Source organism: Blautia sp. An249 (assembly GCF_002159835.1).
Taxonomy (GTDB): domain Bacteria; phylum Bacillota; class Clostridia; order Lachnospirales; family Lachnospiraceae; genus Blautia_A; species Blautia_A avistercoris.
In genome coordinates this window covers 313,909-334,248 of the sequence record NZ_NFJL01000002.1, presented here as the reverse complement: position 1 = coordinate 334,248, position 20,340 = coordinate 313,909, and the positions used below count along the sequence as shown (strand labels likewise).

Sequence of the window (20,340 nt, the reverse complement as noted above, 5' to 3'; positions counted from 1 at the left end):
ATAATATTGGAATACAAAACAATATGGCGTACTTTTCTGCGATATAAAAGGTGCCGCAGAAAAAATTCTGCAGCACCTCTTTACTTTTGCCTGATAGTTACCGTATTAAAATTTACTGTATCAGATAAACATCTGTATAATATACACCTTTTTCATAAGCTTCTTCATGGGACGCTACATAAACGTCAATGCAGTTCTCCGTAATACCGCCGCCACAATCTTCTGCTGTATAAACCTGTCCGTTAATCACAACCTTAGAACCATAAGGAATCTGGGAAGGTTCTACCGCAATGGTATGATTGGTCTGTGCCGTTACGCCTGTTGAAGTAATTCCATCCGCCCACGGACCGCAGCAGATACTGCACGGACAGTAATGGGTAATCCGGAAGGTTCCCAGAGATTTCAGCTTGGCGTTGGCCGGAACATCTTCAATGTCTCCCACTAATACGCCATCCTGCACTTCTACTCCATCCATGGTTTCTGTAACTCCGTCCACGGCGTCTACAAATACGCTATCTCCGGCAGTTTTATGTATCATTCCCTCTTCTGTGTCTGCTTCCTCTGTCTCTTCTTCTGTTTCTTCTTCCACATTCAGATAACTGGTGGGAATAAATCCGGTCACCTGTTTTCCTTCAATATCTTTAAAAGAAATACGGCTCCATACTTTGTTGCAGATTCCGGTACGGGTTACTTCATCATCTTCAATGACCTCCCCCAGTTCCAGACCGTCTTTCATTCCCGGATAATCCAGAACATTAAAGTCTGTATTAACGGTTACCTCTTCTTTCACTTTCTGGATCTGAGAATTATCAGAGAGCTTGCCTCCGTCTACGTATCCAATCTGCTCTTTTTTATCTGCTCCTGTGTAGGAAATCTGCGTCCAGCCATTGTCACAGATTCCGGTCTGGTGCACTTCGTCTCCCAGCACCAGTTTCTTTACCGCTTTGCTTTTCTCGCTGGGAAGCTGACGAATCATAGCGGCTTTCGCCGAAATATACAGATCTTCCTCATATTCCACCAGTTTCGCCGAACGTTTGGCATTTATCTTTATTGTACGAATTTCAGGGGTTTTATTGTCTTGTTTCATCACGTTTACAGCGTCCTGATATTCAAGCACTGCTGCCTGCGCAGGCACCGCCATCATCAGTGATAGGGAAAGCAGGATACCTCCTGTTAAAATACGTTTTTTCATGTGCTTATTTTCCGGCCGGCGGCCGTCTTCCTCCTTTTCCTAAATTCCCCTCATATCTTAACCATCATATCACAGAACCGGCAATTATGCAATTTCTACCGGCAAAGTTCGGTTACCGCCTGGTTAATGACTTTTCCGTCTGCCTTTCCTTTTAATTCTGCCATAACAGCCTTCATAATCTGGCCTTTATTGCCTGTTGCCAGTACTTCTGAAAATTTCTCCGTAAGGATTTCTTTAACTTCTTCCAGACTCAGCTGTGCAGGAGCATACTCTTTTATCACATCGTGGCGGATCTGGTATTCCTCCAGTAAATCAGTTCTTTCTTTGGGACAGGTATCCAACTGCTCTTTGGCTGTTTTCAGTTCCTTTAAAATAACCCGATCTACCAGTTCCTCCTTGATTTCATCCCTGCAGCCTTCATCAATGGCCACTTTCTTAATCGCTGCAATCAGAGAAGAGATTGCCTCTTTTCTCGGTTTATCCTTCGCCTTCATGGCTTGTATCATATCTTTTTGTAATCTTTCAAATTCCATTGTGCTGCCTCCTTTTTTCAGTATGCATCTATTGTAACACTTTCTTAATATAAAATAAAGCACTTCTTCCCTATTGCATGGGCGTTCCCACTTCAATTAAATTCCCGTCTAAATCGTAAAAGCGAATAACCTTCTGTCCCCAGCTATGAGTCATAAGCCGGTTCACGTACTCTATGGAGGGATATAATTTTTCCAGTTTTTCAACAAATCCCTCTATATCCTGTTCCTCAAAATACAGTTCACAGGAATTGTTTTTTGCCGTAATTTCTTTTCCCAGAAAATCCTTCCAGATTTTTTCTTCCTGAAGTACAAGACCTTCCGTTAAAATCATGTTGCCGTCATTGTCCAGGATCCTGTCAAGGCCAAACAAATCATGATAGAATTGTTTTGATTTTTCAATATCTTTAACAACAATCAGAATATTTTTTAATTTCATCGTCCATACCCCTCCAGATTCGACTTGTTCTCTTTGCGCGCCAGATGCAGCAGAGCGTTTTTTATGTAATAGAAAATCCGACGGAATTTCCTATTACACAAAAAAAGGAGTCTGTTCTCAGACTCCTCTCAGAGCGATAGACGGGGCTCGAACCCGCGGTCTCGACCTTGGCAAGGTCGCGCGTTACCAACTACGCCACTATCGCATAAGCGGGTGATGGGAATCGAACCCACGTATCTAGCTTGGAAGGCTAGTGTTCTACCATTGAACTACACCCGCAATCGCTACAACGATATGAATTATAGCTTACTCTTAGAAGAATGTCAATAGTATTTTCGAATTTTTTTAAATTTTTTTAAAAATTAATTCTCCCACTCCCAGACATTGGCGGATGCAACCTCTGTTTTCGGCTGTTTTATCACTAATTCCGGGCTCTTTGCCGATACCTTTGTATTCGCCGGTATGGATTCCGTAATAAAGGTATTTCCTCCTATGGTGGTATTCTCTCCAATCACTGTGTTTCCGCCCAGGACAGCAGAGTTGGAATAGATGGTCACATTGTTTCCAATGGTGGGATGTCTCTTCACATCTGACAACTGCTGACCCAGTCTTGTGGAAAGAGCGCCTAAGGTTACACCCTGATAGAGTTTCACGTTATTTCCGATTTCTGTTGTCTCACCAATTACCACACCGGTACCGTGATCGATGAAGAAGTACTCTCCAATCGTGGCTCCCGGATTAATGTCTATCCCTGTTTCCCCATGGGCATATTCCGACATAATGCGCGGGATATAAGGAACCTTCTGCATATATAATTCATGGGCCAGACGGTATACAAAAATCGCAAACAGTCCCGGATAGCAGAAAATAATCTCTTCTTTGCTTTTCGCTGCCGGGTCCCCGTCAAATCCTGCCTGCACATCTTTCAGAATCATATCCTGAATATAGGGAAGTCTTCTGAAAAACTGATTGCAGATACGAACTCCTTCTTCTTCCATTTCTTTCCTGTCTCTTTCTCCCCGGGCCTGGTAAAAAAGAGCCACCTGCACCTGTTCTTTCAGCCGATCGTATAAATGATTCAAATGATACCCCAAATAATGTTTGGGAAAATTTTCCGCACTGCTGTCCACAGCAAAATATCCGGGAAAAATCACTTTCTGCAGATTTCGAATGATTTCTATAATCACTTCCCGGTTCGGCAGACTTCTGCCTGCCTTTTCATGAAAGAGCTCCTCCTGTCCATATCGTTTCGCCAGTTCTTCTACTGTTTCTGCGATTGCCTCTTTTTTATTTTCCATTTCTAACTTCCTTTCTCAGATTTCATTTTGAAACAGAGCCGTAGAATAATAACGATCTCCGGAATCCGGAAGAATTGCCACAATTGTCTTTCCTCTGTTTTCCTCCCTTTTTGCCAGTTCAAGAGCTGCAAATGCTGCGGCTCCTGAAGAAATCCCTGTTAAAATTCCTTCCTTTGACAGTTCTTTTGCTGTTGCCACTGCATTTTTCGTTTCCACCGGAAGAACTTCATCGTAAATCTCCCTGTTCAGTAAATCCGGTATAAAGTTTGCGCCGATTCCCTGTATGCCATGGCTGCCGGCTGTCCCTGTGGAAATAAGGGGCGACTCTGCCGGTTCCACTGCTATCACCTGGATATCCGGTTTGCATGATTTAAGATATTCTCCAACCCCTGTTAAGGTTCCGCCGGTTCCTACCCCGGCTACAAAAAGATCCACCTGTCCCTCGGTGTCTCTCCAGATTTCCGGCCCTGTGGTCTCCCTGTGCGCCTTTGCATTAGCCGGATTGGAAAACTGATCCGGTATAAAGCTGTCCGGAAAGCTTTCTGCAATCTCTCTTGCTTTTTCCACTGCTCCTGCCACACCCTTTGCTCCCGGTGTTAAAACGACTTCCGCCCCATAGGCTTTTAAAATATTGACTCTCTCAGGACTCATTGTTTCCGGCATAGTCAAAATAACACGATACCCTCTGGAAACGGCAAGGGACGCCAGGCCAATGCCCGTATTTCCGGAAGTAGGCTCTACGATGACGCTTCCCCTTTTCAAGATTCCTTTTTCTTCTGCGTCCTGAATCATATACTTTGCTGCACGATCCTTAATACTTCCTGCCGGATTCAGGTATTCCAGCTTCATTAAAATCCGTGCCTCTAACTGATGGGTCTTCTCCAGTCCAACTGCCTCCATCAAAGGAGTATTCCCTATGAAATCCCATGTACTTTTATATATTCCTGCCATTTTCTGAGTCCTCCTTATTCTGTAATACCATCATCATACTGGAATCCGAAAGTTTCGTCAATTATAAAAAAGAATTTGACCTTTTCTTTAATTACAGATATAATAAAGAACTGTAATGGAGATGTACTCAAGTGGTCGTAAGAGGTCGCACTCGAAATGCGATAGGTCCGCAAGGGCGCGTGGGTTCGACTCCCACCATCTCCGCTATTGAAAACAGCGTATTTTTTTGGTAAAAGTAGTGAAAAGCCTTGAAAATACGCTGTTTTTTTACCCTTGCTTACTTTTCTGTGTTGTATCCTAAAACACAGTTTTTTAAAAATTTTGTCACGGATTTTGTCACGAAGATGATACAATAACTTCCTATTTGCATGTTTTTTCATAGGAAAAGACACAGGAGCAAATTTTCCATTCCTGTGTCTTTAATAAATAACAACTTATTGATTTATTTCAATTTTCGTGATATTCTTTCTTTGTCGGGGAGCGGTGGCAAGCCCGCCCTCCCTGGTTCCGTTTATGCTATTGCATCAATTCTGTCTTTTAACCGTCTTAATTCGTTCTCCAACCGATTTACTCAGATTAAAAGCATCTCCTTTTCATTCTCCACCTTTAAGGCTTCATCAAGTTTTCGGCTTAAGTCAAGATGACCTTCTGCAATAATTTTGATATTGCGGTTTGTTTCGTTTTCAAGTGTCAACTGGATGTCTGTTATTTTATTATCCATTTCTGACAGCTTCGCTAAAATCATTTTTGTTTCTTCTGTCATGTTTCAACCTCCCATCTTTCCGTTAAAGCCTTGCCTTCTTTAACTATATTTAATACACTCTATTTTTTAATGTATGTCAATAGATTTTCTTCAAACATTTTATTTTTTTCATCTGGCTCATATTCCAGTAAGAAACCCGGCTGACACTCTAAAATAGTACATATTTTATCCAATGTATCCTGAGTCACGTAGAGATACCACCTGAAACCCTTCTGCTTCCACAGCTTCTTTCAGCCGTTTCTCATCTATGGGACGATCAAAGGATACCACTGCCTGTTTTTTCTTCAGATCTACATTTGCCGCTACCCCGTCAATCCGGTTCAGGGCACGAGTCACGCTCTGCCTGCAGTGGTCGCAGTGCATGCCTTCAATCTGGATTGTTTTCTCGCCGATTTTTTCATGTTCCAGGGTTTTCCTGGTTTCTTTTATCAGTCCTTTGGAACCTCCTCCGCAGCAGGCTCCTTCTCCTTTAAAATGTTTCACCGTGCCTTTAAGGGCCAGCGCAATTATCACGGCAACTGCGATTAAAATAATTATATCTGCCATCGTTTCCCTCTTTACTTTCTGTTTCTCCACTTATTTCTGATAAATACACAAAGCTGGTAAATTCCCACGCCTATAAAATAGAGCAAAATAACTGCTCCGAACATATACATCATGGAACCTGTTGAATTCCCCATGTTTTATCCTCCCTTTTCTTTACGGCAGCTTTTCTTCCCCGCATCCTGCACAGCCCCCTTTGCAGCTGCTGCATCCGCTGCAGCCACAGCAGCCTGCCCCCGGATTTTTTCTGTTTTTTATCTGCCGGAAAATAAGGCAGGTACAATAAAGAAAGATCAGTCCTAAAATTATAATGTTCGCTATCATCTGAATTCCCTCCTGGCACTTTTAGGTATGGATAAGGATGAAACCGCTGCATAAAGCAGCAATTTCATCCCTCATTTTCTTCAACAGTCTCTCATCTGTCTGAGACTATTTCATCGTATCATTTATTCTGCAGTCTGTACAGAACGTTTTGTATACATTTTCCTGTTTTTATAAGGATCCGGCCGGAACAGGAAGAACAGCATTACCAAAAGGACTAGAATTCCCACAAGGCTTCCAATGGTAAAGCCGGCGCCTGTAAATAAGAGGCCAATCTGGTATACACTCAGGCATACAAGATATGCAAATACATTCTGGAATACAATGGCAAACCAGAACCATTTTCTGGACTGCATCTGCTGTGCCATAGTTGCAATTGCTGCCAGACACGGAGAATTCAGAAGGTTAAATAACAGGAAAGAAAAGGCTGCCAGTGCGCTTGGGAACCAGGTCTGAATTGCGGCTCCTACGGTCAGAGTATCTTCCGCCATCTCTTCGCTTACATTTGCCAGAACGCCCATGGTAGAAACAATTGCCTCTTTTGCCGTAAATCCTGACAGGGAAGCGGCAACCGGCTGCCATTCGCCGAATCCGAGAGGAGCAAAGACAGGAGCGATAACTCCTCCGATTACTGCCAGAAGACTTTCGTTGCTGTCTTCCACCATCCCAAATCCGCCGTCTGCAAATCCGAATCCGGCTAAGAACCACATAACCACACATGCCAGGAAAAGAATGGTTCCGGCTTTAATAATAAAGCCTTTCAGTCTCTCCCACACATGGAGCAGCACGGTCTTCGCAGACGGAAGATGATACTGGGGAAGTTCCATTACAAAAGGAGCCGGTTCGCCGGAAAACGGTTTTGTCTTCTTTAACATAATGGCTGCCACTAAGACTGCCACAATTCCAATCAGGTACATCAATGGAGCCATAATTCCGCCTGCTTCATAGCTTCCAGTGGAATAGCTGACCATAACGCCTCCCATTAAAGCAATAACCGGAAGTTTTGCTCCGCAGGGAATAAAGGTTGCGGTCATGATTGTCAGTCTTCTGTCATTGTCATTCTCAATGGTCTTAGAAGCCATGATTCCAGGGATTCCACAGCCGGAAGAGATTAAAAGAGGAATAAAACTCTTGCCGGACAGGCCAAAATGACGGAATACACGGTCCATAACAAAGGCAATACGTACCATATAACCACAGTCTTCCAAAATAGATAAAAACAGGAACAAAATGGCCATCTGGGGTACAAATCCCAATACAGCGCCCACACCGCCGATAATGCCGTCCACTACCAGGCTGATTACCAGATCTCCGGCGCCGATATTTGTAAGAAATCCGCCGACTGCCTCCTGAATAGCCCCAACAAAGGTATCATTGGTCCAGTCTGTTACAATGGTTCCTATGGTCGTTACGGATATGTAATATACCACAAACATGACTGCAATAAAAATCGGGATCCCTAAGATACGGTTGGTTACTACTTTATCTATCTTATCGGAAAGGGTCAGTTTATGTGCTGCTTTTTTCACAGTAGTTAACACTAACTTCTGGATATACTGATACCGCTCGTCGGTAATAATACTTTCCATATCATCGTCGTGCTTCTCTTCCAGTTCCTTTGCCGCCATACGGATTTGCTGAGAAGCCTGATTATCCAGCTTCATGGTTTCTGCCACTTTGCTGTCATTTTCCAGGAATTTAATTGCATACCATCTGCTCTTATTTTCCGCAACAACTCCCTGAAGCTGTTCTTCCGCATCTGCAATTGCTTTTTCTATATCATCGCTGAAAATATTTCCCGGAAGTTTCACTTCTTTCTTTCTGGCAGAACGGACGGCCTCGTTTACCACTTCGTCTAATCCGTCCCCTTTTAATGCGGAAGTCTTAATCACCGGACATCCCAGAAGCATGCCGAGACGTTTCACATCAATACGTATGTCATTCTTTTCCATCAAATCCGCCATATTTAAGGCAATAACCACCGGAACCCCTGTTTCCATTAACTGGGTGGTCAGATACAGATTTCGTTCAATATTGGTGGCGTCCACTAAGTTAATAATCACATCCGGATTTTCCCTTAAAAGATAATCGCGGCTTACCACCTCTTCCAGTGTATATGGGGACAGTGAATAAATCCCGGGAAGGTCTGTTACAATAATTTCTTCCCCTGATTTTGATTTTTTTATCTTTCCTTCTTTTTTCTCCACCGTAACGCCCGGCCAGTTGCCTACGTACTGGTTCGCACCTGTCAGCGCGTTAAACATCGTAGTCTTACCGCAGTTCGGGTTTCCGGCAAGCGCAATCTTAATTGCCATCTTTATATCCTCCTAAATAGTTAGTTTTAATTAACTTTAGTTTCAAACAAAAACATCTCCTATTTCTGTGTTACCTGCACACACGAAGCATCCTGTTTTCTCAGAGACAGTTCATATCCTCTGATGGTTACTTCCACCGGATCTCCAAGAGGTGCAACTTTCCGGATATAAATCTCGCATCCCTTTGTGATTCCCATATCCATGATACGGCGTTTATAAGCGCCGTCTCCCTCAATTCTGGTTACCACAACGGTTGTGCCAACTTTTGCATCCCGCAGTGTCATCACGTTTCTCCTCCCTTTCCTTCTCTGTCACTCTCATCAGTAGGATTCTGATTAAACCATGATTCTTCTGGCCATATCTTCATTAATTGCCACACGGGAGTCCTTCACATTTACAATCAGACTGCCGTTAAGCCTTGATATTACACTGACCGTAGTGTCTTCCACAAAACCCAGACCCGCCAGAAATCTTCTCGTTTCTGTGGCGCCGCCTACCCGTTTAATGATACCGCTTTCTCCGCTTTGTAAAAATACCAATGGCTGCATAGAATCCTCTCCTTTGCCTGAATCCGATTAACCTACCTATAAGTTAGTTTCGACCAACTCTACAAATTAGCATACGCTAACTTCCTGGAAATGTCAATAGCTTTTTATGAATTTTTAATATTTTCAGTCTGTATGAAAGAAAACGGGTACAGGCCCCTCAGAATTGAAAGACCTGCACCCTTTGTGCAGAACCCTTTATCGCTTTTCTTCCTGTATGGGATTCACATGAACCATACAGTGTTTTACTTCCTGGAAATTGTTCTCAATGGCTCTGTGCACTGCCTCCGCAATCTGATGGGATTCGCTCAGGGAAAGATTTCCATCTGCGGCAATTTCCAGGTCCACATACATCTTTGCCCCGAATAGCCGTGTGCGCATCACATCGATACGAAAGACTCCCTCCTGTTCCAATACCACTTTCCGCATCTTTTCCTGAGTCTTTTCGTCGCAGGAACGATCCACCATTTTATCCATGGCATCTTTAAAAATATCATAAGCTGCCTTCCCGATAAAGAAACAAATCACAATACTGGCCAGAGGATCCATAATCGGATATCCCATCCGCGCTCCGAAAATACCGATAAAAGAGCCGACAGAGGAAAGAGCGTCGGAACGATGATGCCAGGCATCTGCCATTAAGGCTCCTGAATTGATTTTCTTAGCCCCTGCTCTCGTATACCAGAACATCCATTCTTTAATTCCAATGGATACAATTGCCGCAATCAACGCCAGCCGGCCCGGAATTGCCAGAGCAGCGCTCCCGTTTCCCTGGAAAATCTTCTGTGCTCCGCTGACTCCGATGGCCAGACCGGTAAGAAACAGAAGAACGGCCAGTATAATCGAGGAAACACATTCCATTCGTTCATGTCCATACTGGTGTTCCTTATCGGATTTCTTACTGGAAACATGGACTCCAATCATCACAATAAACGTGCTGAAGACATCGGACGCAGAATGAACCGCATCGGAAATCATAGCGCCTGAATGGGCCAGAATTCCGGCCAGCAGTTTAAATAAGGATAAAACCACATTTACCAGAATACTGACATAAGAAATCCGCATAGCAATTTTCATATCCTGAGAACGTTCGTCTGACACCGTCTTTTTCTGTTGTTTTAATGTTTCTGTTTTCTCCATATTGGTTACCTCCTGTTTAAAATTAAGATAACTCTATGACACCTGCATCCTGTCTGAAGGACTTTTTATGTAATAAGAAACCCGACGGAATTTCCTATTACACACAAAAACACACCTGCAGAACATACTACTGTCCCGCAGATGTGTCAGCTTTCATCTGCTGCCGCCGAAGCAGCCCGGCCTATGGATAAAACTTCCATCGCCTGATCAGTTTGTACTGTTGATTCTACACTCTCTAAAGAATGCAATGCAGTGCAAAGAGATTTTTTATAGAATACTATATTCCTATGCCTTTGTCAACGATTGTGTGACTGTACTTTTGGAATCTTTATTAAAGTGCTTGCATTTTTTCCAAACTTCCTATATAATGGGACAGTACCAAAAAGTACCTGCGGATGGATTCCCGAGTGGCCAAAGGGGGCAGACTGTAAATCTGTTGGCAACGCCTTCGAAGGTTCGAATCCTTCTCCATCCATTTTAACCAAAGTTTTCAAGCCTCTCAATTGCTGAGAGGCTTGAATTTTTTTGTTATTTCTCTGTGAATATCCTTATTTTTTCTTATCCCTGTGATATAACACCACCGCTCCATATGCCGGAAGGGGAACATGCAGAATTCCTGCTGAAGCTGTATATTCCACCTCCGTTGCACTAAACTCTTCTCTTCCTGTAACTGCAATCCGTGTAAAGACAGCTTCCTCTCTTCTGGAAATCCCTGTTTTCCATGCCGGAATATCCACATTTCTCTCTTCGTCTCTGTTATTCAGCACAACAATCATCTGTTCTTTATCAGAAAATCTTCCATAACTTAACCCCTGATAATCATTCCACAGAAACTTAACCGAACCGCTGATGAGAATCTGATATTTTTTATGGATTCCTATCATCATTTTATGAAATTCTATCAGTTCCTGATCTTCATGACCCCAGGGATAGGTTCTCCGGCTGTCCGGATCTGTAAATCCGCAGACGCCCGCTTCGTCGCCGTAATACAGGGTAGGCGCTCCCGGCCACGTCATCTGCACCACAACTGCCTCCCGCATCACTGCCTTATTAATTCCCACAGAAGCCGCCTCCGCTCCTGCATAGGAAATTCTGCCCACTTTCCGGTTGGTTCTGGTTAAAAAACGGCTGTGATCATGGTTAGACAGCTCATTCATGGCCGTCTGAAGGGAGGAAGGATGCATAGACGCCATATGGGTTTTCATGGCGCCGATAAAGGCATCGCTGTTTCCCAGCAAATCTTCCCGGTATTCGTCGCTGTGCTTTTCCATTCCGGTTAAAAACCAGGTCAGCGGCTCCATAAAGGCATCGTAGTTCATCACCGTATCCCACTCGTCGCCCATCAGCCAGCCCTTGGGAGCTCCATAATGCTCCGCCAGTATTAAAGCTTCCGGGTTTGCCTCTTTTACTGCCTTCCGGAAATCTTTCCAGAATTCATGGTTGAATTCATTGGTGTGTCCCAGATCCGCCGCCACGTCCAGACGCCATCCGTCTGCATAATAAGGGGCGGAGACCCACTTCCTTCCAATATCCAGAATATAATTATATAATTTACGGGATGGTTCCTCATAATTTAATTTGGGAAGGGTATCATGGGTCCACCATCCGTCATAGCTTCCATTATAAGGCCACTGGCTTTCATCATTAAATTTAAAGAAGGAACGGTAGGGACTGTCTGCTGATATATAAGCTCCCGGTTCATATCCCTCCTGATTCTCATAAATCCGTTCCCGATCCATCCATTTATTGAAGGAACCACAGTGGTTAAAAACGCCGTCCAGGATAATCTTCATACCTCTTTTGTGGATTTCTCCGATTAAATTGGCCAGAAAAGCATTGCTGGCGTTTAGATTCTTTTTGTCAGTTACACGTTTGATATACTTTGTCGCGTGTTTATTATCCAGATCTCCCGGCTGCAGGCACTCTCCGCCGTCTTCCACAATCTTCCCGTAATGGGGATCCACATAGTCATAATCCTGACAGTCATATTTGTGATTGCTGGGAGATACAAAAATAGGATTTAAATAAATCACTTCCACACCCAGATCCTGCAGATAATCCAGCTTATCCCGGACTCCCTGAAGATCTCCGCCGTAAAACTCCCGTACACCCATGACCGCAGGAGGCTTATCCCAGTCATCCACTTTTACACTAATATCACCTATATAGCTGTATTCTCCTGTTTCCACATCGTTTGTATCATCTCCTCTGCAGAACCGGTCCACATAAATCTGATACATAACGGCTCCTTTCGCCCAGTCAGGGGTTTTAAAACCGGGAATAATCCGAAAAGAAAACTGCTCCTGAATCTCCGTACTGCTGCCTCTTAAATTATAATAACACTTCATCAGTCCGGAATGGATTTCAAAATAATATTCGTAGGCTTCCTGTCCTACCACAATCTTTGTTTCATAATAATCGAATCCTTTTTCTGTCTTTGCAAGGCTCATCTGTTTACGGGTCTCTCCATGAATCAGATATACTAAATCCACATTATTTTTTAATGTCCGGAAACGAATGGTAACGGCGTCGCCCACATTAGGCTCCATGGGGATACGGTAATTCTCTGTTCCGTCGCTGAAAAGTGCATCCTGGTTAAAAACCGGACGCATATTTAATATATATTGTAACGATACTAACGAATCTTTGTTTTGATCTGTCATACTATTCCCCTTTTCATGTCTGTTACTTTTATTTTATCCTACTTGCCAATGGGATACAACATTTTTTTCTTATGGCCTTCTCTCTTTCTTTGGGAAGAAAAGGAAAAAAGACAGCTCGTAAGCTGTCTTTTTTGGAGAAGGTATTTCTTCTTAATGGGGTGTAGCAAAAACTATATAATGTATTGGGGGGTTTTTACGATATATAATATACCATGGGTCAACGAAAAAGTGTGCATAAATCTTACAAAATTTAAGCTATTTTTTTGTGCATATTTTTAGTCAGCCGCCGGTTCGCTCTTTAAATCCTCTGTAAAAAGTGCATCAAACTCTTCCCGATGAACCTTTTCCTTTTCCAGTAACAGTCTCGCGCACTTATGAAGTACCTCTTCGTGCTTCATTATAATTTCCTTCGCTTTCTCATGGCAGCGGTCGATAATCATGTGAATTTCTTCGTCAATGGATGCCGCTACCTGTTCGCTGTAACCCCGGGTATGAGCCAGATCTCTTCCGATGAAGACCTCATCATCCTCATCGCCATAAGCAATCAGACCCAGTTTCTCAGACATTCCGTATTTCATTACCATAGCCTTCGCCGTATTTGTAGCCCGTTTAATATCATTGGAGGCTCCTGTGGTTATATCGTCAAATATAATTTCCTCTGCCACACGTCCGCCCAGAAGTACTGTAATATCCTGCAGCATCTTGCCTCTGGTATTAAACATTTCGTCTTTCTCCGGAAGGGGCATAGTATAACCGGCGGCCCCCATTCCTGTTGGAATGATGGAGATCGTATAAACCGGGCCCATATCCGGCAATTCATGGAATAAGATGGCATGGCCGGCTTCGTGGTAAGCGGTAATTCTCTTTTCTTTTTCAGAAATCACCTTGCTTCTCTTCTCAGCCCCGATTCCCACTTTAATAAACGCCGCTTTAATATCTTTCTGCATCACATAGAGGCGGTTTTCCTTGGCTGCTAAAATAGCGGCCTCATTTAACAGATTTTCCAGATCCGCTCCGGTAAATCCTGCCGTAGTCTGGGCAATCTGTTTCAAATCCACGTCTTCTGCAAGAGGTTTATCTTTGGCGTGTACCTGGAGAATTTCCTCTCTTCCTTTTACATCCGGACGTCCCACCGCCACCTTACGGTCAAAACGGCCCGGACGCAGAATCGCCGGATCCAGAATATCCACCCGGTTGGTGGCTGCCATCACGATAATCCCTTCATTCACCCCAAAACCGTCCATTTCCACCAGAAGCTGGTTCAGGGTCTGTTCTCTCTCGTCATGGCCTCCGCCCATACCGGTTCCTCTCTGTCGGGCAACCGCGTCAATCTCGTCAATAAATATAATACAGGGAGCATGTTTCTTCCCGTCTTCAAATAAATCTCTCACACGGGAAGCGCCCACACCTACAAACATTTCCACAAAGTCAGAACCAGAGATAGAGAAAAACGGCACTCCCGCTTCTCCGGCCACAGCTTTCGCCAGTAACGTCTTTCCGGTTCCGGGCGGTCCGACTAAGAGAACGCCCTTGGGAATTCTGGCTCCTACGTTGGTATATTTCTGCGGCGCTTTGAGAAAGTCTACAACTTCTTCCAGATCTTCTTTCTCCTCCTGAAGTCCAGCCACATTATTAAAGGTCACTTTCTTTTCATCCGGATTCGTCATTCTCGCACGGCTTTTTCCGAAGTTCATCATCTTGGAATTGCCTGAGCTGCCCGCTGACATCTGCCTGGACATGAACATAAATAAAAACAGGATCAGACCGGAGGTGATCAGCACCGGAAGAATGGTGGAAAGAAACGCATTTTCCTGAGGAACGTTATAAACCTGTACTGCAATCTCTTTCCCCTTAACCATATCTTCTACTTCATTTACGTCTGTCACGTAAAACTGTTTCTGACTTCCGTCTTCCAGGACTGCCTGAATACGGCCGGTGGGAGTTTCTTTATTCTGGTGGATTTCAATCCCTGCCACCTTTCCTTCTTCTACAGCCTGTTCAAACTGATCCAGAGTATAATTGCTCTGTGTATTGACCTGCTGATTTAAAAACAAATATCCTACAATCAGCATGATAATTAATAGGATATATAGACCAATTCTGCCGGATTGTCTGTTCAATTGTCCAAATCTCCTTTCAATTTGTCTCTACAACGCCGATAAACGGAAGATTCCTGTACTTCTGTGCATAATCCAGTCCATAGCCCACAACAAATTCATCAGGAATTTCAAAACCGCAGTAATCCACATGAACATCCCTTACTCTTCTGTCCGGCTTATCCAGCAGCGTACATAAGCGGATGCTTTCCGGATTTCTCCCTTTTAAAATTTCCAGTAAATAACTTAACGTTCTCCCTGAATCAATAATATCTTCCACAACCAGTACGTCTTTTCCTTCCAGGGGCTGATCCAAGTCTTTCGTAATTTTAACAACGCCGCTGGATTTAATATCGTCCCCATAACTGGATATAGACATGAAGTCCAGCGATACAGGAACGGTAATTCTTTTGGCCAGTTCACACATAAAGAACACCCCGCCCTTTAAGACGCAAATCATGTGTATTTCTTTTCCCGCATAATCTGCACTGATCTTCGCACCCAGTTCGCGAATCCGTTTATCTGTCTCTGCCTCGCCAATCATCACGCGAATCTGCTCAGACATTTTATTTTCCTCCTTCGTATCTCAGCTCCAGAATTTCTTTCGTTTCATTGGTCACTTTATACTTTTCACTGATGCGCATTCCCAATACCCAGAGAATCTCATTCTCCTCTGCAATCAGCAAAATCTTATTTCTGTCTTCTCTCGGCACCTTATGATCCACGAAATATCTGTTCAGCTTTTTCTTATTTCCCTCCCGGTTTACTATGAGGAAATCTCCCTCCATTCCGGGACGGATGCATAGTTTCTTTTTTATTTTACCATAATCGAACCATTTCGTATATGTCTTTTCCGGAATCTCTTCTCCCTGATAAACAAATTTTCTGGATATGATTTTCCCGCCCGGAATATAGGTGGGGCCGTCCATATGAAGCAATACCGGTTCTTTTAAAATTGCTTTTTCCAGAAGAAGTTTCCCGGCCTCCGTTTTCCTGGCAAACAGAATTCCCCCGTAAGTTCTTCTGGCCTCCAGTTCGTAGGGCAGGCTTACTTTCTTCCCCACGTTTTTCTTTATCAGGGTCTCAATCTGTTTCATATGAACTCTGGAAATATCCCGTTTATTCCCCAGAAGAAGTTCCAGAACTCTCTGATAAACGTACATACGGATAATATGCGGCTCTTTGAAGATTTCTTCTTCCAGGACAATTCCTCTGTCCGTCTTTTTGCTGTAAATCTCCAGATGCATATTCGACATGGCCCGTAAATATTCATCGGCTTCCCAGGCGATCTCCGCCGCCTCTGCCAGATGGGCCACCGCTTCCTGATTCACCTCTCTGACCATAGTGTTCAGAACCTGATGGCGAATCCGATTGCGGGTATAGGAATCGGATAAATTCGTACTGTCCAGACCGTAGGGAATTTCCTTTTCCTTTAAATAATGCTCAATTTCTTTCTTTTCTAAACATAAAAGAGGCCGAATAATCTTTCCGGACATGGGACGGATTCCTCCAATCCCCCGTAATCCGGTTCCTCTTGCCAGGTGATGGAGCATAGTCTCCGCCAGATCATTCTTATGGTGGGCCAGGGCTATCTTATCTCCCTGCCATTTCTTCAGAACGTCTTCAAAAGTCTCATTTCTGGCTTTGCGGCCTGCTTCTTCTACTCCCATTTTTTCTTCTCTTGCCATCTTCTGTACATCGTACCGATAGCATGTATAGGGAATCTGCAGATCTTCGCAGGCTTTTCGTACAAGTTCTTCGTCTCTGTCCGCCTCTTCTCCACGGATTCCATGATGCACATGCACTCCGTGAAGTTCCAGCTCCCACTCTTCCTTCAGTTCCGTGAAAACAGACAAAAGAGCCATGGAATCTCCTCCGCCGGACAGTCCCAGCAGGATTTTATCCCCTTTCTCTAAAAGACCGTTTTCTCTTATATAATTCTCTATCTTTTTAATCATGTGTCTTCCCCGTCCTCTTTCGTTCCAATTTAATTTCACTTGCTCCAGACTCCTGCCACCAGAACCGTCATATCATCCTGCGGCTTAAAATCCGCATAACTGAGAACCCGCTCTAAGATCCCCCTGCTTAATTCCTTTGGAGTCTGATCGTGAACCTCCATAATAATCTCTTTCATGGTTTCTTCCTCTTTATCCATGGGCAGAGCGTCTAAAACGCCGTCAGTAACCATGATCAGAAAGTCGCCGTCATACAGTTTCCTGGACGCCGTCTCGAAATCCATCTGATGAACCAGCCCTGCCGCCAGACTCTGAGCTGTAATAGCTTCCACCCAGTTTTCTCTTTTTATGAAGGTAGTCGCCGCCCCGGCCTTTAAAAAATTACAGATTCCGCTGTATAAATCCAGCGCGCATATATCTACTGTGGAAAACATCTCCTCCTGCTGGCGCAATACCAAAGCGGCGTTTACCATTCTGGCCGCCGTCTCCTGGGAAAAACCGGATTCCAGAAACTGTTCCAGAAGTTCCACCACTGCTTCGCTTTCCCTGCATGCCTCCATACCGGAACCCATTCCGTCTGACAGACACATAATGAACTGTCCGTCCTCTTCTTCCTGACAGGAATAATTGTCTCCGGAGACTTTTTCCTGATCTTTCACCACCCGCGCCACCCCGTGCATCACCTGAAAACTGGCGTCCTCCACAAAATGAGCCGTATGGTATTCTCCATTGACAATACAGCGGCTGTCATGAGAAGGGGTCATCGGGCAGTCGCAGGATTCCGATAAATATTTCCCGATTTCCACCATGGAAATGCACTGACCGCTTCTGGCCCGCATGGTCAGAAACGCCTGTTTTTTCCCCTGGGGCTTGTCCAGTATCCAGACGTTTTTCAGAATCACCTGACGTTTCCGCAGCTTCTTTCTGAGATTTTCCTGAAACTCTGCAGGCGGCTGGGAAATGTCATAAAGATCATCGGCTACCATTCTCATGATTCTGGAAATCTCCGTCATCTGCTGAGCCACAGCCATCCGGTTTTCTATCATCCGGTTATTCCAGATAAGATTTTGCTTTTCTCTCTGAAAATATCTCTCCGCCTCTTCATAAAACTGGCCGGCCCGGGCGCAGACTCCCATCCAGTCGCCGCGGGTCTTCCGGATTTTCTCCTCATCGGAGTCCTCAATGGCCCGAATCAGTCCGCAGGCGCCCTGGTACATACTCTCCGAGTGTTCTCCCCAGCAGATTTGCCTCTGGTAGCATTTACTGCAGAGATGATCATTCACTTCTCTGAGAACGGCATCAATCTGTCTGCTGCTTAAATAATCTTTCCGATAGGGCATTCCGTAAAAGGTATCTGCCAGTTTCTGAAAAGATTCCGCATATTTTTCCACTTTTTCCTTCTGCGGATGAATGTCGTACAGAGGAAGCGTCTCTTCCTTCCAAACCTGATCTGACAAAATAGTTTTTGCCATGTCCCGTATAATCAGAAGCGCGCTGATTACGAGCATGGCAATAATCCATTCCTGCATATGTTCCCCTCCCCTTACTATTCTCATTAGGAAAACAGTATAAAGGATCCGGGGCAAAATCTTTGTCAAATTCAGAATGCCGGATAAAAAAACTTTTCTCCATAAATAGGTTTATTCTGACTCTTTAAACACAATTTCATTATCTTTTACAAGTCCCAGTTTATCTCTGGCAACTTCCTCTGCATACTCATCCGTATCCATATATTCTTTTAATTCATCAATTTCTTTCGTTCTTTCGTTTTCTTCTTCAATTCTGTCATTGAGATCTTCTACTTCTTTATCATACGAACTCAGCCTGCTGCTTAAAGAACGTCCTTCCACAAAGAGTACGCCAAAAAGCAGCAGGGCAACAACCGCGATACTAACCATGCCCATTCGGTTTCTCTTCAGAATTGCTTTCCGCTTCTTTGACTTCATTAAAATCCTCTGACCTTTTCTGATTTTTTCGTATTTTCGCCACAACTTGACGAGAATGGCTATATACTGAAATTCTACAACGTCTATAGCTAAATATCAACCTTTTTGTTAAAAAAAACAGATACTTCACCGGGATTTCAAGAATTTTGGCAGTGAACCGCACAAACAGGGAGCTGACTGTAAAATGGTAGACAACCATCCCTACCAGAGTTCCTGCAAAGATATAGGTCCGCACAATCCCCTGGTTTTGCCTGTACATTTCCATAAAAATGAGAATACCGGATCCCATCCAGTAAATGAGATCTTCTGCCGACACAAAACAGGAACGATGGGGAAAAACTTTACGCAAAATCCTCAGCACGTCATAAATAACCAACAGAAGGATTCCGGTAAAAAAGGAATGGCAGAACATCAGAAGTTCGTGGTTCATATAAGAACTCATGGATTTCTACTGAAACAGCCGGCCAAGCAGAGATTCTTCTTTCTTCTGGCCGTAGCCCCGTTTCTCCGTATAGACCACACTGTCCACCCTGCCGCTTAATTCCACTTCTCCTTTTTCCAGATCCAGCTGATTGATATGAAGCTTTTCTCCTTTTAATGTGATCAGGCCATATTCTGTTGCCAATAGAATGAGCTTTTCATCAAAAGATTTTACATCCATTACACCCGTAACTGTTCCCCTCTGCCGATCCTCCAGCAGCAGCCGGTGCGATTGGAAGGGACTGTTTTTTCTCTCTTCCAAAACAACCTCCTGATGTGTTCTTTCTTTTTATTCTATGAACGCATCAGTTTCCTTAGAACAGACCGGGACTTCTTACAGATACTCATACAGTTTTTCTGCTTCTTCTTTTCTCACAGTTTCTTTTACTTCCAGAACCTTTACTTTTACATTCCGGGTTCCGAACTGAATTTCAATTTTGTCTCCTGCTTTTACTGAAACAGAGGCCTTCGCCGGTTTGTCATTGAGCAGTACCCGGCCGGCGTCGCAGGCTTCATTGGCCACTGTCCGCCGTTTAATCAGACGGGAAACCTTTAAAAATTTGTCTAATCTCATATTTTCCTCCTGAAGTTTTTGTATCATAGGATACTACCCTCTCCTGTGAATAGAACAAAGAGGACAAGTCCTCTTCAACTCCCTATATCCCTCGCTCATGAGGGACTTGTACTCTTTGCGCGCCAGATGCAGACTGCCGCAGGCAGTCATAATTCCACATACATCTGGTCGCATCCATAGCGGAGCGTTTTGTTTAATAGGGAACGCAGTTTCCTATTAAATGAAAAAGGCCGTCACATTCGTAACGGCCTTCTGCATTTTTCTATTTGTGATATTAAGCGTTTACCATATCTTTTAAAGCTTTTCCGGCTTTAAATCTCGGAGCTTTGGAAGCTTCAATCTTCATGGTTGCACCAGTCTGAGGATTTCTGCCTTCTCTTGCAGCTCTTTTTGACACTTCAAATGTTCCAAATCCAACTAACTGAACTTTTCCGTCATTCTGTAATTCTTTGGAAACTACGTCGATAAATGACTTTAAAACTGCCTCAACGTCCTTTTTAGAAAGATTTGTTTCATTGGCCATAGCTGCAATTAACTCTGTTTTGTTCATGGTGTTTCCTCCTCTAAATTCTCTCGTTGTTATTCCTAG

At 43.9% G+C, this 20,340-nt stretch carries 24 protein-coding genes, 4 tRNA genes and 1 riboswitch; of the genes, 2 read left to right on the top strand and 26 right to left on the bottom strand.

Annotation, left to right across the window (positions count from 1 at the left end; translation table 11 throughout):
- Positions 1 to 112 precede the first annotated feature (112 nt).
- The 7 genes from B5F53_RS03515 to cysK all read right to left on the bottom strand — a co-directional run bounded on the left by B5F53_RS03515 (position 113) and on the right by cysK (position 4,410).
- Entirely contained in the window at positions 113 to 1,192 is a 1,080-nt protein-coding gene (locus tag B5F53_RS03515) for a 3D domain-containing protein (protein WP_087219835.1), read from the bottom strand.
- 95 nt (positions 1,193 to 1,287) lie between these two features.
- Positions 1,288 to 1,725, bottom strand: a complete 438-nt coding sequence (locus B5F53_RS03510) for a GatB/YqeY domain-containing protein (protein WP_087219832.1) — start codon at positions 1,723 to 1,725, stop codon at positions 1,288 to 1,290.
- Between the two features lie 70 nt (positions 1,726 to 1,795).
- Positions 1,796 to 2,161: a VOC family protein gene (locus B5F53_RS03505; protein ID WP_087219829.1), complete on the bottom strand. Its 366-nt coding sequence runs from the start codon at positions 2,159 to 2,161 to the stop codon at positions 1,796 to 1,798.
- A 132-nt stretch (positions 2,162 to 2,293) separates the two neighbouring features.
- Positions 2,294 to 2,366, bottom strand: a tRNA-Gly gene (locus tag B5F53_RS03500).
- Positions 2,367 to 2,369: 3 nt separating this feature from the next.
- A tRNA-Gly gene (locus B5F53_RS03495) sits at positions 2,370 to 2,440 on the bottom strand.
- A gap of 83 nt (positions 2,441 to 2,523) precedes the next feature.
- Complete coding sequence (gene epsC, locus B5F53_RS03490) at positions 2,524 to 3,459, bottom strand: serine O-acetyltransferase EpsC (protein ID WP_087219826.1); 936 nt, start codon at positions 3,457 to 3,459, stop codon at positions 2,524 to 2,526.
- A gap of 15 nt (positions 3,460 to 3,474) precedes the next feature.
- Positions 3,475 to 4,410 carry a cysteine synthase A gene (gene cysK, locus B5F53_RS03485; protein ID WP_087219823.1) on the bottom strand — a complete coding sequence of 312 codons (936 nt, stop codon included), beginning with the start codon at positions 4,408 to 4,410 and terminating at the stop codon, positions 3,475 to 3,477.
- 117 nt (positions 4,411 to 4,527) lie between these two features.
- Here cysK and B5F53_RS03480 point away from each other — a divergent pair.
- Positions 4,528 to 4,614 (top strand) — tRNA-Ser (locus tag B5F53_RS03480).
- 367 nt (positions 4,615 to 4,981) lie between these two features.
- Here the strand turns inward: B5F53_RS03480 and B5F53_RS03475 are convergent.
- The 9 genes from B5F53_RS03475 to B5F53_RS03445 all read right to left on the bottom strand — a co-directional run bounded on the left by B5F53_RS03475 (position 4,982) and on the right by B5F53_RS03445 (position 10,037).
- Positions 4,982 to 5,173: a hypothetical protein gene (locus tag B5F53_RS03475; protein ID WP_087219818.1), complete on the bottom strand. Its 192-nt coding sequence runs from the start codon at positions 5,171 to 5,173 to the stop codon at positions 4,982 to 4,984.
- 59 nt (positions 5,174 to 5,232) lie between these two features.
- A complete protein-coding gene (locus B5F53_RS20940) occupies positions 5,233 to 5,361 on the bottom strand; it encodes a helix-turn-helix domain-containing protein (protein ID WP_162610520.1) in 129 nt (42 codons plus the stop codon).
- Positions 5,339 to 5,719, bottom strand: coding sequence for a heavy-metal-associated domain-containing protein (locus B5F53_RS03465; protein WP_087219812.1), 381 nt, complete (start codon positions 5,717 to 5,719; stop codon positions 5,339 to 5,341). Before B5F53_RS03465 ends, B5F53_RS20940 begins: the two co-directional genes overlap by 23 nt.
- 11 nt (positions 5,720 to 5,730) lie before the next feature.
- On the bottom strand, positions 5,731 to 5,853 hold the full coding sequence (locus B5F53_RS20525; RefSeq protein WP_275532189.1) for a hypothetical protein: 123 nt from the start codon (positions 5,851 to 5,853) through the stop codon (positions 5,731 to 5,733).
- 19 nt (positions 5,854 to 5,872) lie between these two features.
- Positions 5,873 to 6,040, bottom strand: a complete 168-nt coding sequence (locus B5F53_RS19600; RefSeq protein WP_140398198.1) for a FeoB-associated Cys-rich membrane protein — start codon at positions 6,038 to 6,040, stop codon at positions 5,873 to 5,875.
- 122 nt (positions 6,041 to 6,162) lie between these two features.
- Positions 6,163 to 8,352, bottom strand: coding sequence for a ferrous iron transport protein B (gene feoB / locus B5F53_RS03460; RefSeq protein ID WP_087219809.1), 2,190 nt, complete (start codon positions 8,350 to 8,352; stop codon positions 6,163 to 6,165).
- A 59-nt stretch (positions 8,353 to 8,411) separates the two neighbouring features.
- The gene (locus B5F53_RS03455) at positions 8,412 to 8,636 is read right to left on the bottom strand and encodes a FeoA family protein (protein WP_087219807.1); all 225 of its coding nucleotides are present in this window, start codon (positions 8,634 to 8,636) and stop codon (positions 8,412 to 8,414) included.
- Positions 8,637 to 8,687: 51 nt separating this feature from the next.
- Complete coding sequence (locus B5F53_RS03450; protein WP_087219804.1) at positions 8,688 to 8,900, bottom strand: FeoA family protein; 213 nt, start codon at positions 8,898 to 8,900, stop codon at positions 8,688 to 8,690.
- A gap of 195 nt (positions 8,901 to 9,095) precedes the next feature.
- Positions 9,096 to 10,037 (bottom strand): cation diffusion facilitator family transporter, encoded by a 942-nt coding sequence (locus B5F53_RS03445; RefSeq protein WP_087219801.1) that lies wholly within the window; start codon positions 10,035 to 10,037, stop codon positions 9,096 to 9,098.
- Between the two features lie 128 nt (positions 10,038 to 10,165).
- A riboswitch (NiCo riboswitch) is annotated at positions 10,166 to 10,258 on the bottom strand.
- Positions 10,259 to 10,430: 172 nt separating this feature from the next.
- On the opposite strand from B5F53_RS03445, the gene B5F53_RS03440 reads away from it, so the two are divergent.
- Positions 10,431 to 10,512 (top strand) — tRNA-Tyr (locus tag B5F53_RS03440).
- A 73-nt stretch (positions 10,513 to 10,585) separates the two neighbouring features.
- On the opposite strand, the gene B5F53_RS03435 is transcribed toward B5F53_RS03440, so the two are convergent.
- From B5F53_RS03435 to B5F53_RS03390, 10 genes are all read right to left on the bottom strand, one after another.
- Positions 10,586 to 12,700, bottom strand: a complete 2,115-nt coding sequence (locus B5F53_RS03435; RefSeq protein WP_087219798.1) for a glycoside hydrolase family 13 protein — start codon at positions 12,698 to 12,700, stop codon at positions 10,586 to 10,588.
- Positions 12,701 to 12,975: 275 nt separating this feature from the next.
- On the bottom strand, positions 12,976 to 14,820 hold the full coding sequence (gene ftsH / locus B5F53_RS03430; protein ID WP_330396137.1) for an ATP-dependent zinc metalloprotease FtsH: 1,845 nt from the start codon (positions 14,818 to 14,820) through the stop codon (positions 12,976 to 12,978).
- A 16-nt stretch (positions 14,821 to 14,836) separates the two neighbouring features.
- Complete coding sequence (hpt, locus tag B5F53_RS03425; protein WP_087219795.1) at positions 14,837 to 15,361, bottom strand: hypoxanthine phosphoribosyltransferase; 525 nt, start codon at positions 15,359 to 15,361, stop codon at positions 14,837 to 14,839.
- Position 15,362: 1 nt separating this feature from the next.
- The gene (gene tilS, locus B5F53_RS03420) at positions 15,363 to 16,754 is read right to left on the bottom strand and encodes a tRNA lysidine(34) synthetase TilS (protein WP_140398197.1); all 1,392 of its coding nucleotides are present in this window, start codon (positions 16,752 to 16,754) and stop codon (positions 15,363 to 15,365) included.
- A gap of 35 nt (positions 16,755 to 16,789) precedes the next feature.
- Positions 16,790 to 18,280 (bottom strand): SpoIIE family protein phosphatase, encoded by a 1,491-nt coding sequence (locus B5F53_RS03415; protein WP_087219788.1) that lies wholly within the window; start codon positions 18,278 to 18,280, stop codon positions 16,790 to 16,792.
- Between the two features lie 111 nt (positions 18,281 to 18,391).
- The gene (locus tag B5F53_RS03410; protein ID WP_242970227.1) at positions 18,392 to 18,697 is read right to left on the bottom strand and encodes an FtsB family cell division protein; all 306 of its coding nucleotides are present in this window, start codon (positions 18,695 to 18,697) and stop codon (positions 18,392 to 18,394) included.
- Positions 18,642 to 19,127: a spore cortex biosynthesis protein YabQ gene (yabQ, locus tag B5F53_RS20935; RefSeq protein ID WP_442856283.1), complete on the bottom strand. Its 486-nt coding sequence runs from the start codon at positions 19,125 to 19,127 to the stop codon at positions 18,642 to 18,644. Before yabQ ends, B5F53_RS03410 begins: the two co-directional genes overlap by 56 nt.
- Positions 19,128 to 19,145: 18 nt before the next feature.
- A complete protein-coding gene (gene yabP, locus B5F53_RS03400) occupies positions 19,146 to 19,439 on the bottom strand; it encodes a sporulation protein YabP (protein ID WP_087219781.1) in 294 nt (97 codons plus the stop codon).
- A gap of 72 nt (positions 19,440 to 19,511) precedes the next feature.
- Entirely contained in the window at positions 19,512 to 19,751 is a 240-nt protein-coding gene (locus tag B5F53_RS03395) for an RNA-binding S4 domain-containing protein (RefSeq protein WP_087220064.1), read from the bottom strand.
- Between the two features lie 274 nt (positions 19,752 to 20,025).
- Positions 20,026 to 20,301, bottom strand: a complete 276-nt coding sequence (locus tag B5F53_RS03390; protein ID WP_087219778.1) for an HU family DNA-binding protein — start codon at positions 20,299 to 20,301, stop codon at positions 20,026 to 20,028.
- Positions 20,302 to 20,340 lie beyond the last annotated feature (39 nt).

What these genes read in the sequence shown, in the direction of transcription:
- B5F53_RS03435 (WP_087219798.1), bottom strand. Translation starts at nt 12,700, where the DNA reads ATGACAGATCAAAACAAAGATTCGTTAGTATCGTTACAATATATATTA.
- B5F53_RS03450 (WP_087219804.1), bottom strand. Translation starts at nt 8,900, where the DNA reads ATGCAGCCATTGGTATTTTTACAAAGCGGAGAAAGCGGTATCATTAAA.
- B5F53_RS03510 (WP_087219832.1), bottom strand. Translation starts at nt 1,725, where the DNA reads ATGGAATTTGAAAGATTACAAAAAGATATGATACAAGCCATGAAGGCG.
- B5F53_RS03410 (WP_242970227.1), bottom strand. Translation starts at nt 18,697, where the DNA reads ATGAAGTCAAAGAAGCGGAAAGCAATTCTGAAGAGAAACCGAATGGGC.
- yabQ (WP_442856283.1), bottom strand. Translation starts at nt 19,127, where the DNA reads ATGAACCACGAACTTCTGATGTTCTGCCATTCCTTTTTTACCGGAATC.
- B5F53_RS03415 (WP_087219788.1), bottom strand. Translation starts at nt 18,280, where the DNA reads ATGCAGGAATGGATTATTGCCATGCTCGTAATCAGCGCGCTTCTGATT.
- B5F53_RS03455 (WP_087219807.1), bottom strand. Translation starts at nt 8,636, where the DNA reads ATGACACTGCGGGATGCAAAAGTTGGCACAACCGTTGTGGTAACCAGA.
- B5F53_RS20525 (WP_275532189.1), bottom strand. Translation starts at nt 5,853, where the DNA reads ATGGGGAATTCAACAGGTTCCATGATGTATATGTTCGGAGCAGTTATT.
- B5F53_RS03505 (WP_087219829.1), bottom strand. Translation starts at nt 2,161, where the DNA reads ATGAAATTAAAAAATATTCTGATTGTTGTTAAAGATATTGAAAAATCA.
- B5F53_RS03515 (WP_087219835.1), bottom strand. Translation starts at nt 1,192, where the DNA reads ATGAAAAAACGTATTTTAACAGGAGGTATCCTGCTTTCCCTATCACTG.
- B5F53_RS03445 (WP_087219801.1), bottom strand. Translation starts at nt 10,037, where the DNA reads ATGGAGAAAACAGAAACATTAAAACAACAGAAAAAGACGGTGTCAGAC.
- B5F53_RS03390 (WP_087219778.1), bottom strand. Translation starts at nt 20,301, where the DNA reads ATGAACAAAACAGAGTTAATTGCAGCTATGGCCAATGAAACAAATCTT.
- tilS (WP_140398197.1), bottom strand. Translation starts at nt 16,754, where the DNA reads ATGATTAAAAAGATAGAGAATTATATAAGAGAAAACGGTCTTTTAGAG.
- B5F53_RS03465 (WP_087219812.1), bottom strand. Translation starts at nt 5,719, where the DNA reads ATGGCAGATATAATTATTTTAATCGCAGTTGCCGTGATAATTGCGCTG.
- epsC (WP_087219826.1), bottom strand. Translation starts at nt 3,459, where the DNA reads ATGGAAAATAAAAAAGAGGCAATCGCAGAAACAGTAGAAGAACTGGCG.
- cysK (WP_087219823.1), bottom strand. Translation starts at nt 4,410, where the DNA reads ATGGCAGGAATATATAAAAGTACATGGGATTTCATAGGGAATACTCCT.
- B5F53_RS19600 (WP_140398198.1), bottom strand. Translation starts at nt 6,040, where the DNA reads ATGATAGCGAACATTATAATTTTAGGACTGATCTTTCTTTATTGTACC.
- feoB (WP_087219809.1), bottom strand. Translation starts at nt 8,352, where the DNA reads ATGGCAATTAAGATTGCGCTTGCCGGAAACCCGAACTGCGGTAAGACT.
- hpt (WP_087219795.1), bottom strand. Translation starts at nt 15,361, where the DNA reads ATGTCTGAGCAGATTCGCGTGATGATTGGCGAGGCAGAGACAGATAAA.
- B5F53_RS03395 (WP_087220064.1), bottom strand. Translation starts at nt 19,751, where the DNA reads ATGAGATTAGACAAATTTTTAAAGGTTTCCCGTCTGATTAAACGGCGG.
- B5F53_RS03475 (WP_087219818.1), bottom strand. Translation starts at nt 5,173, where the DNA reads ATGACAGAAGAAACAAAAATGATTTTAGCGAAGCTGTCAGAAATGGAT.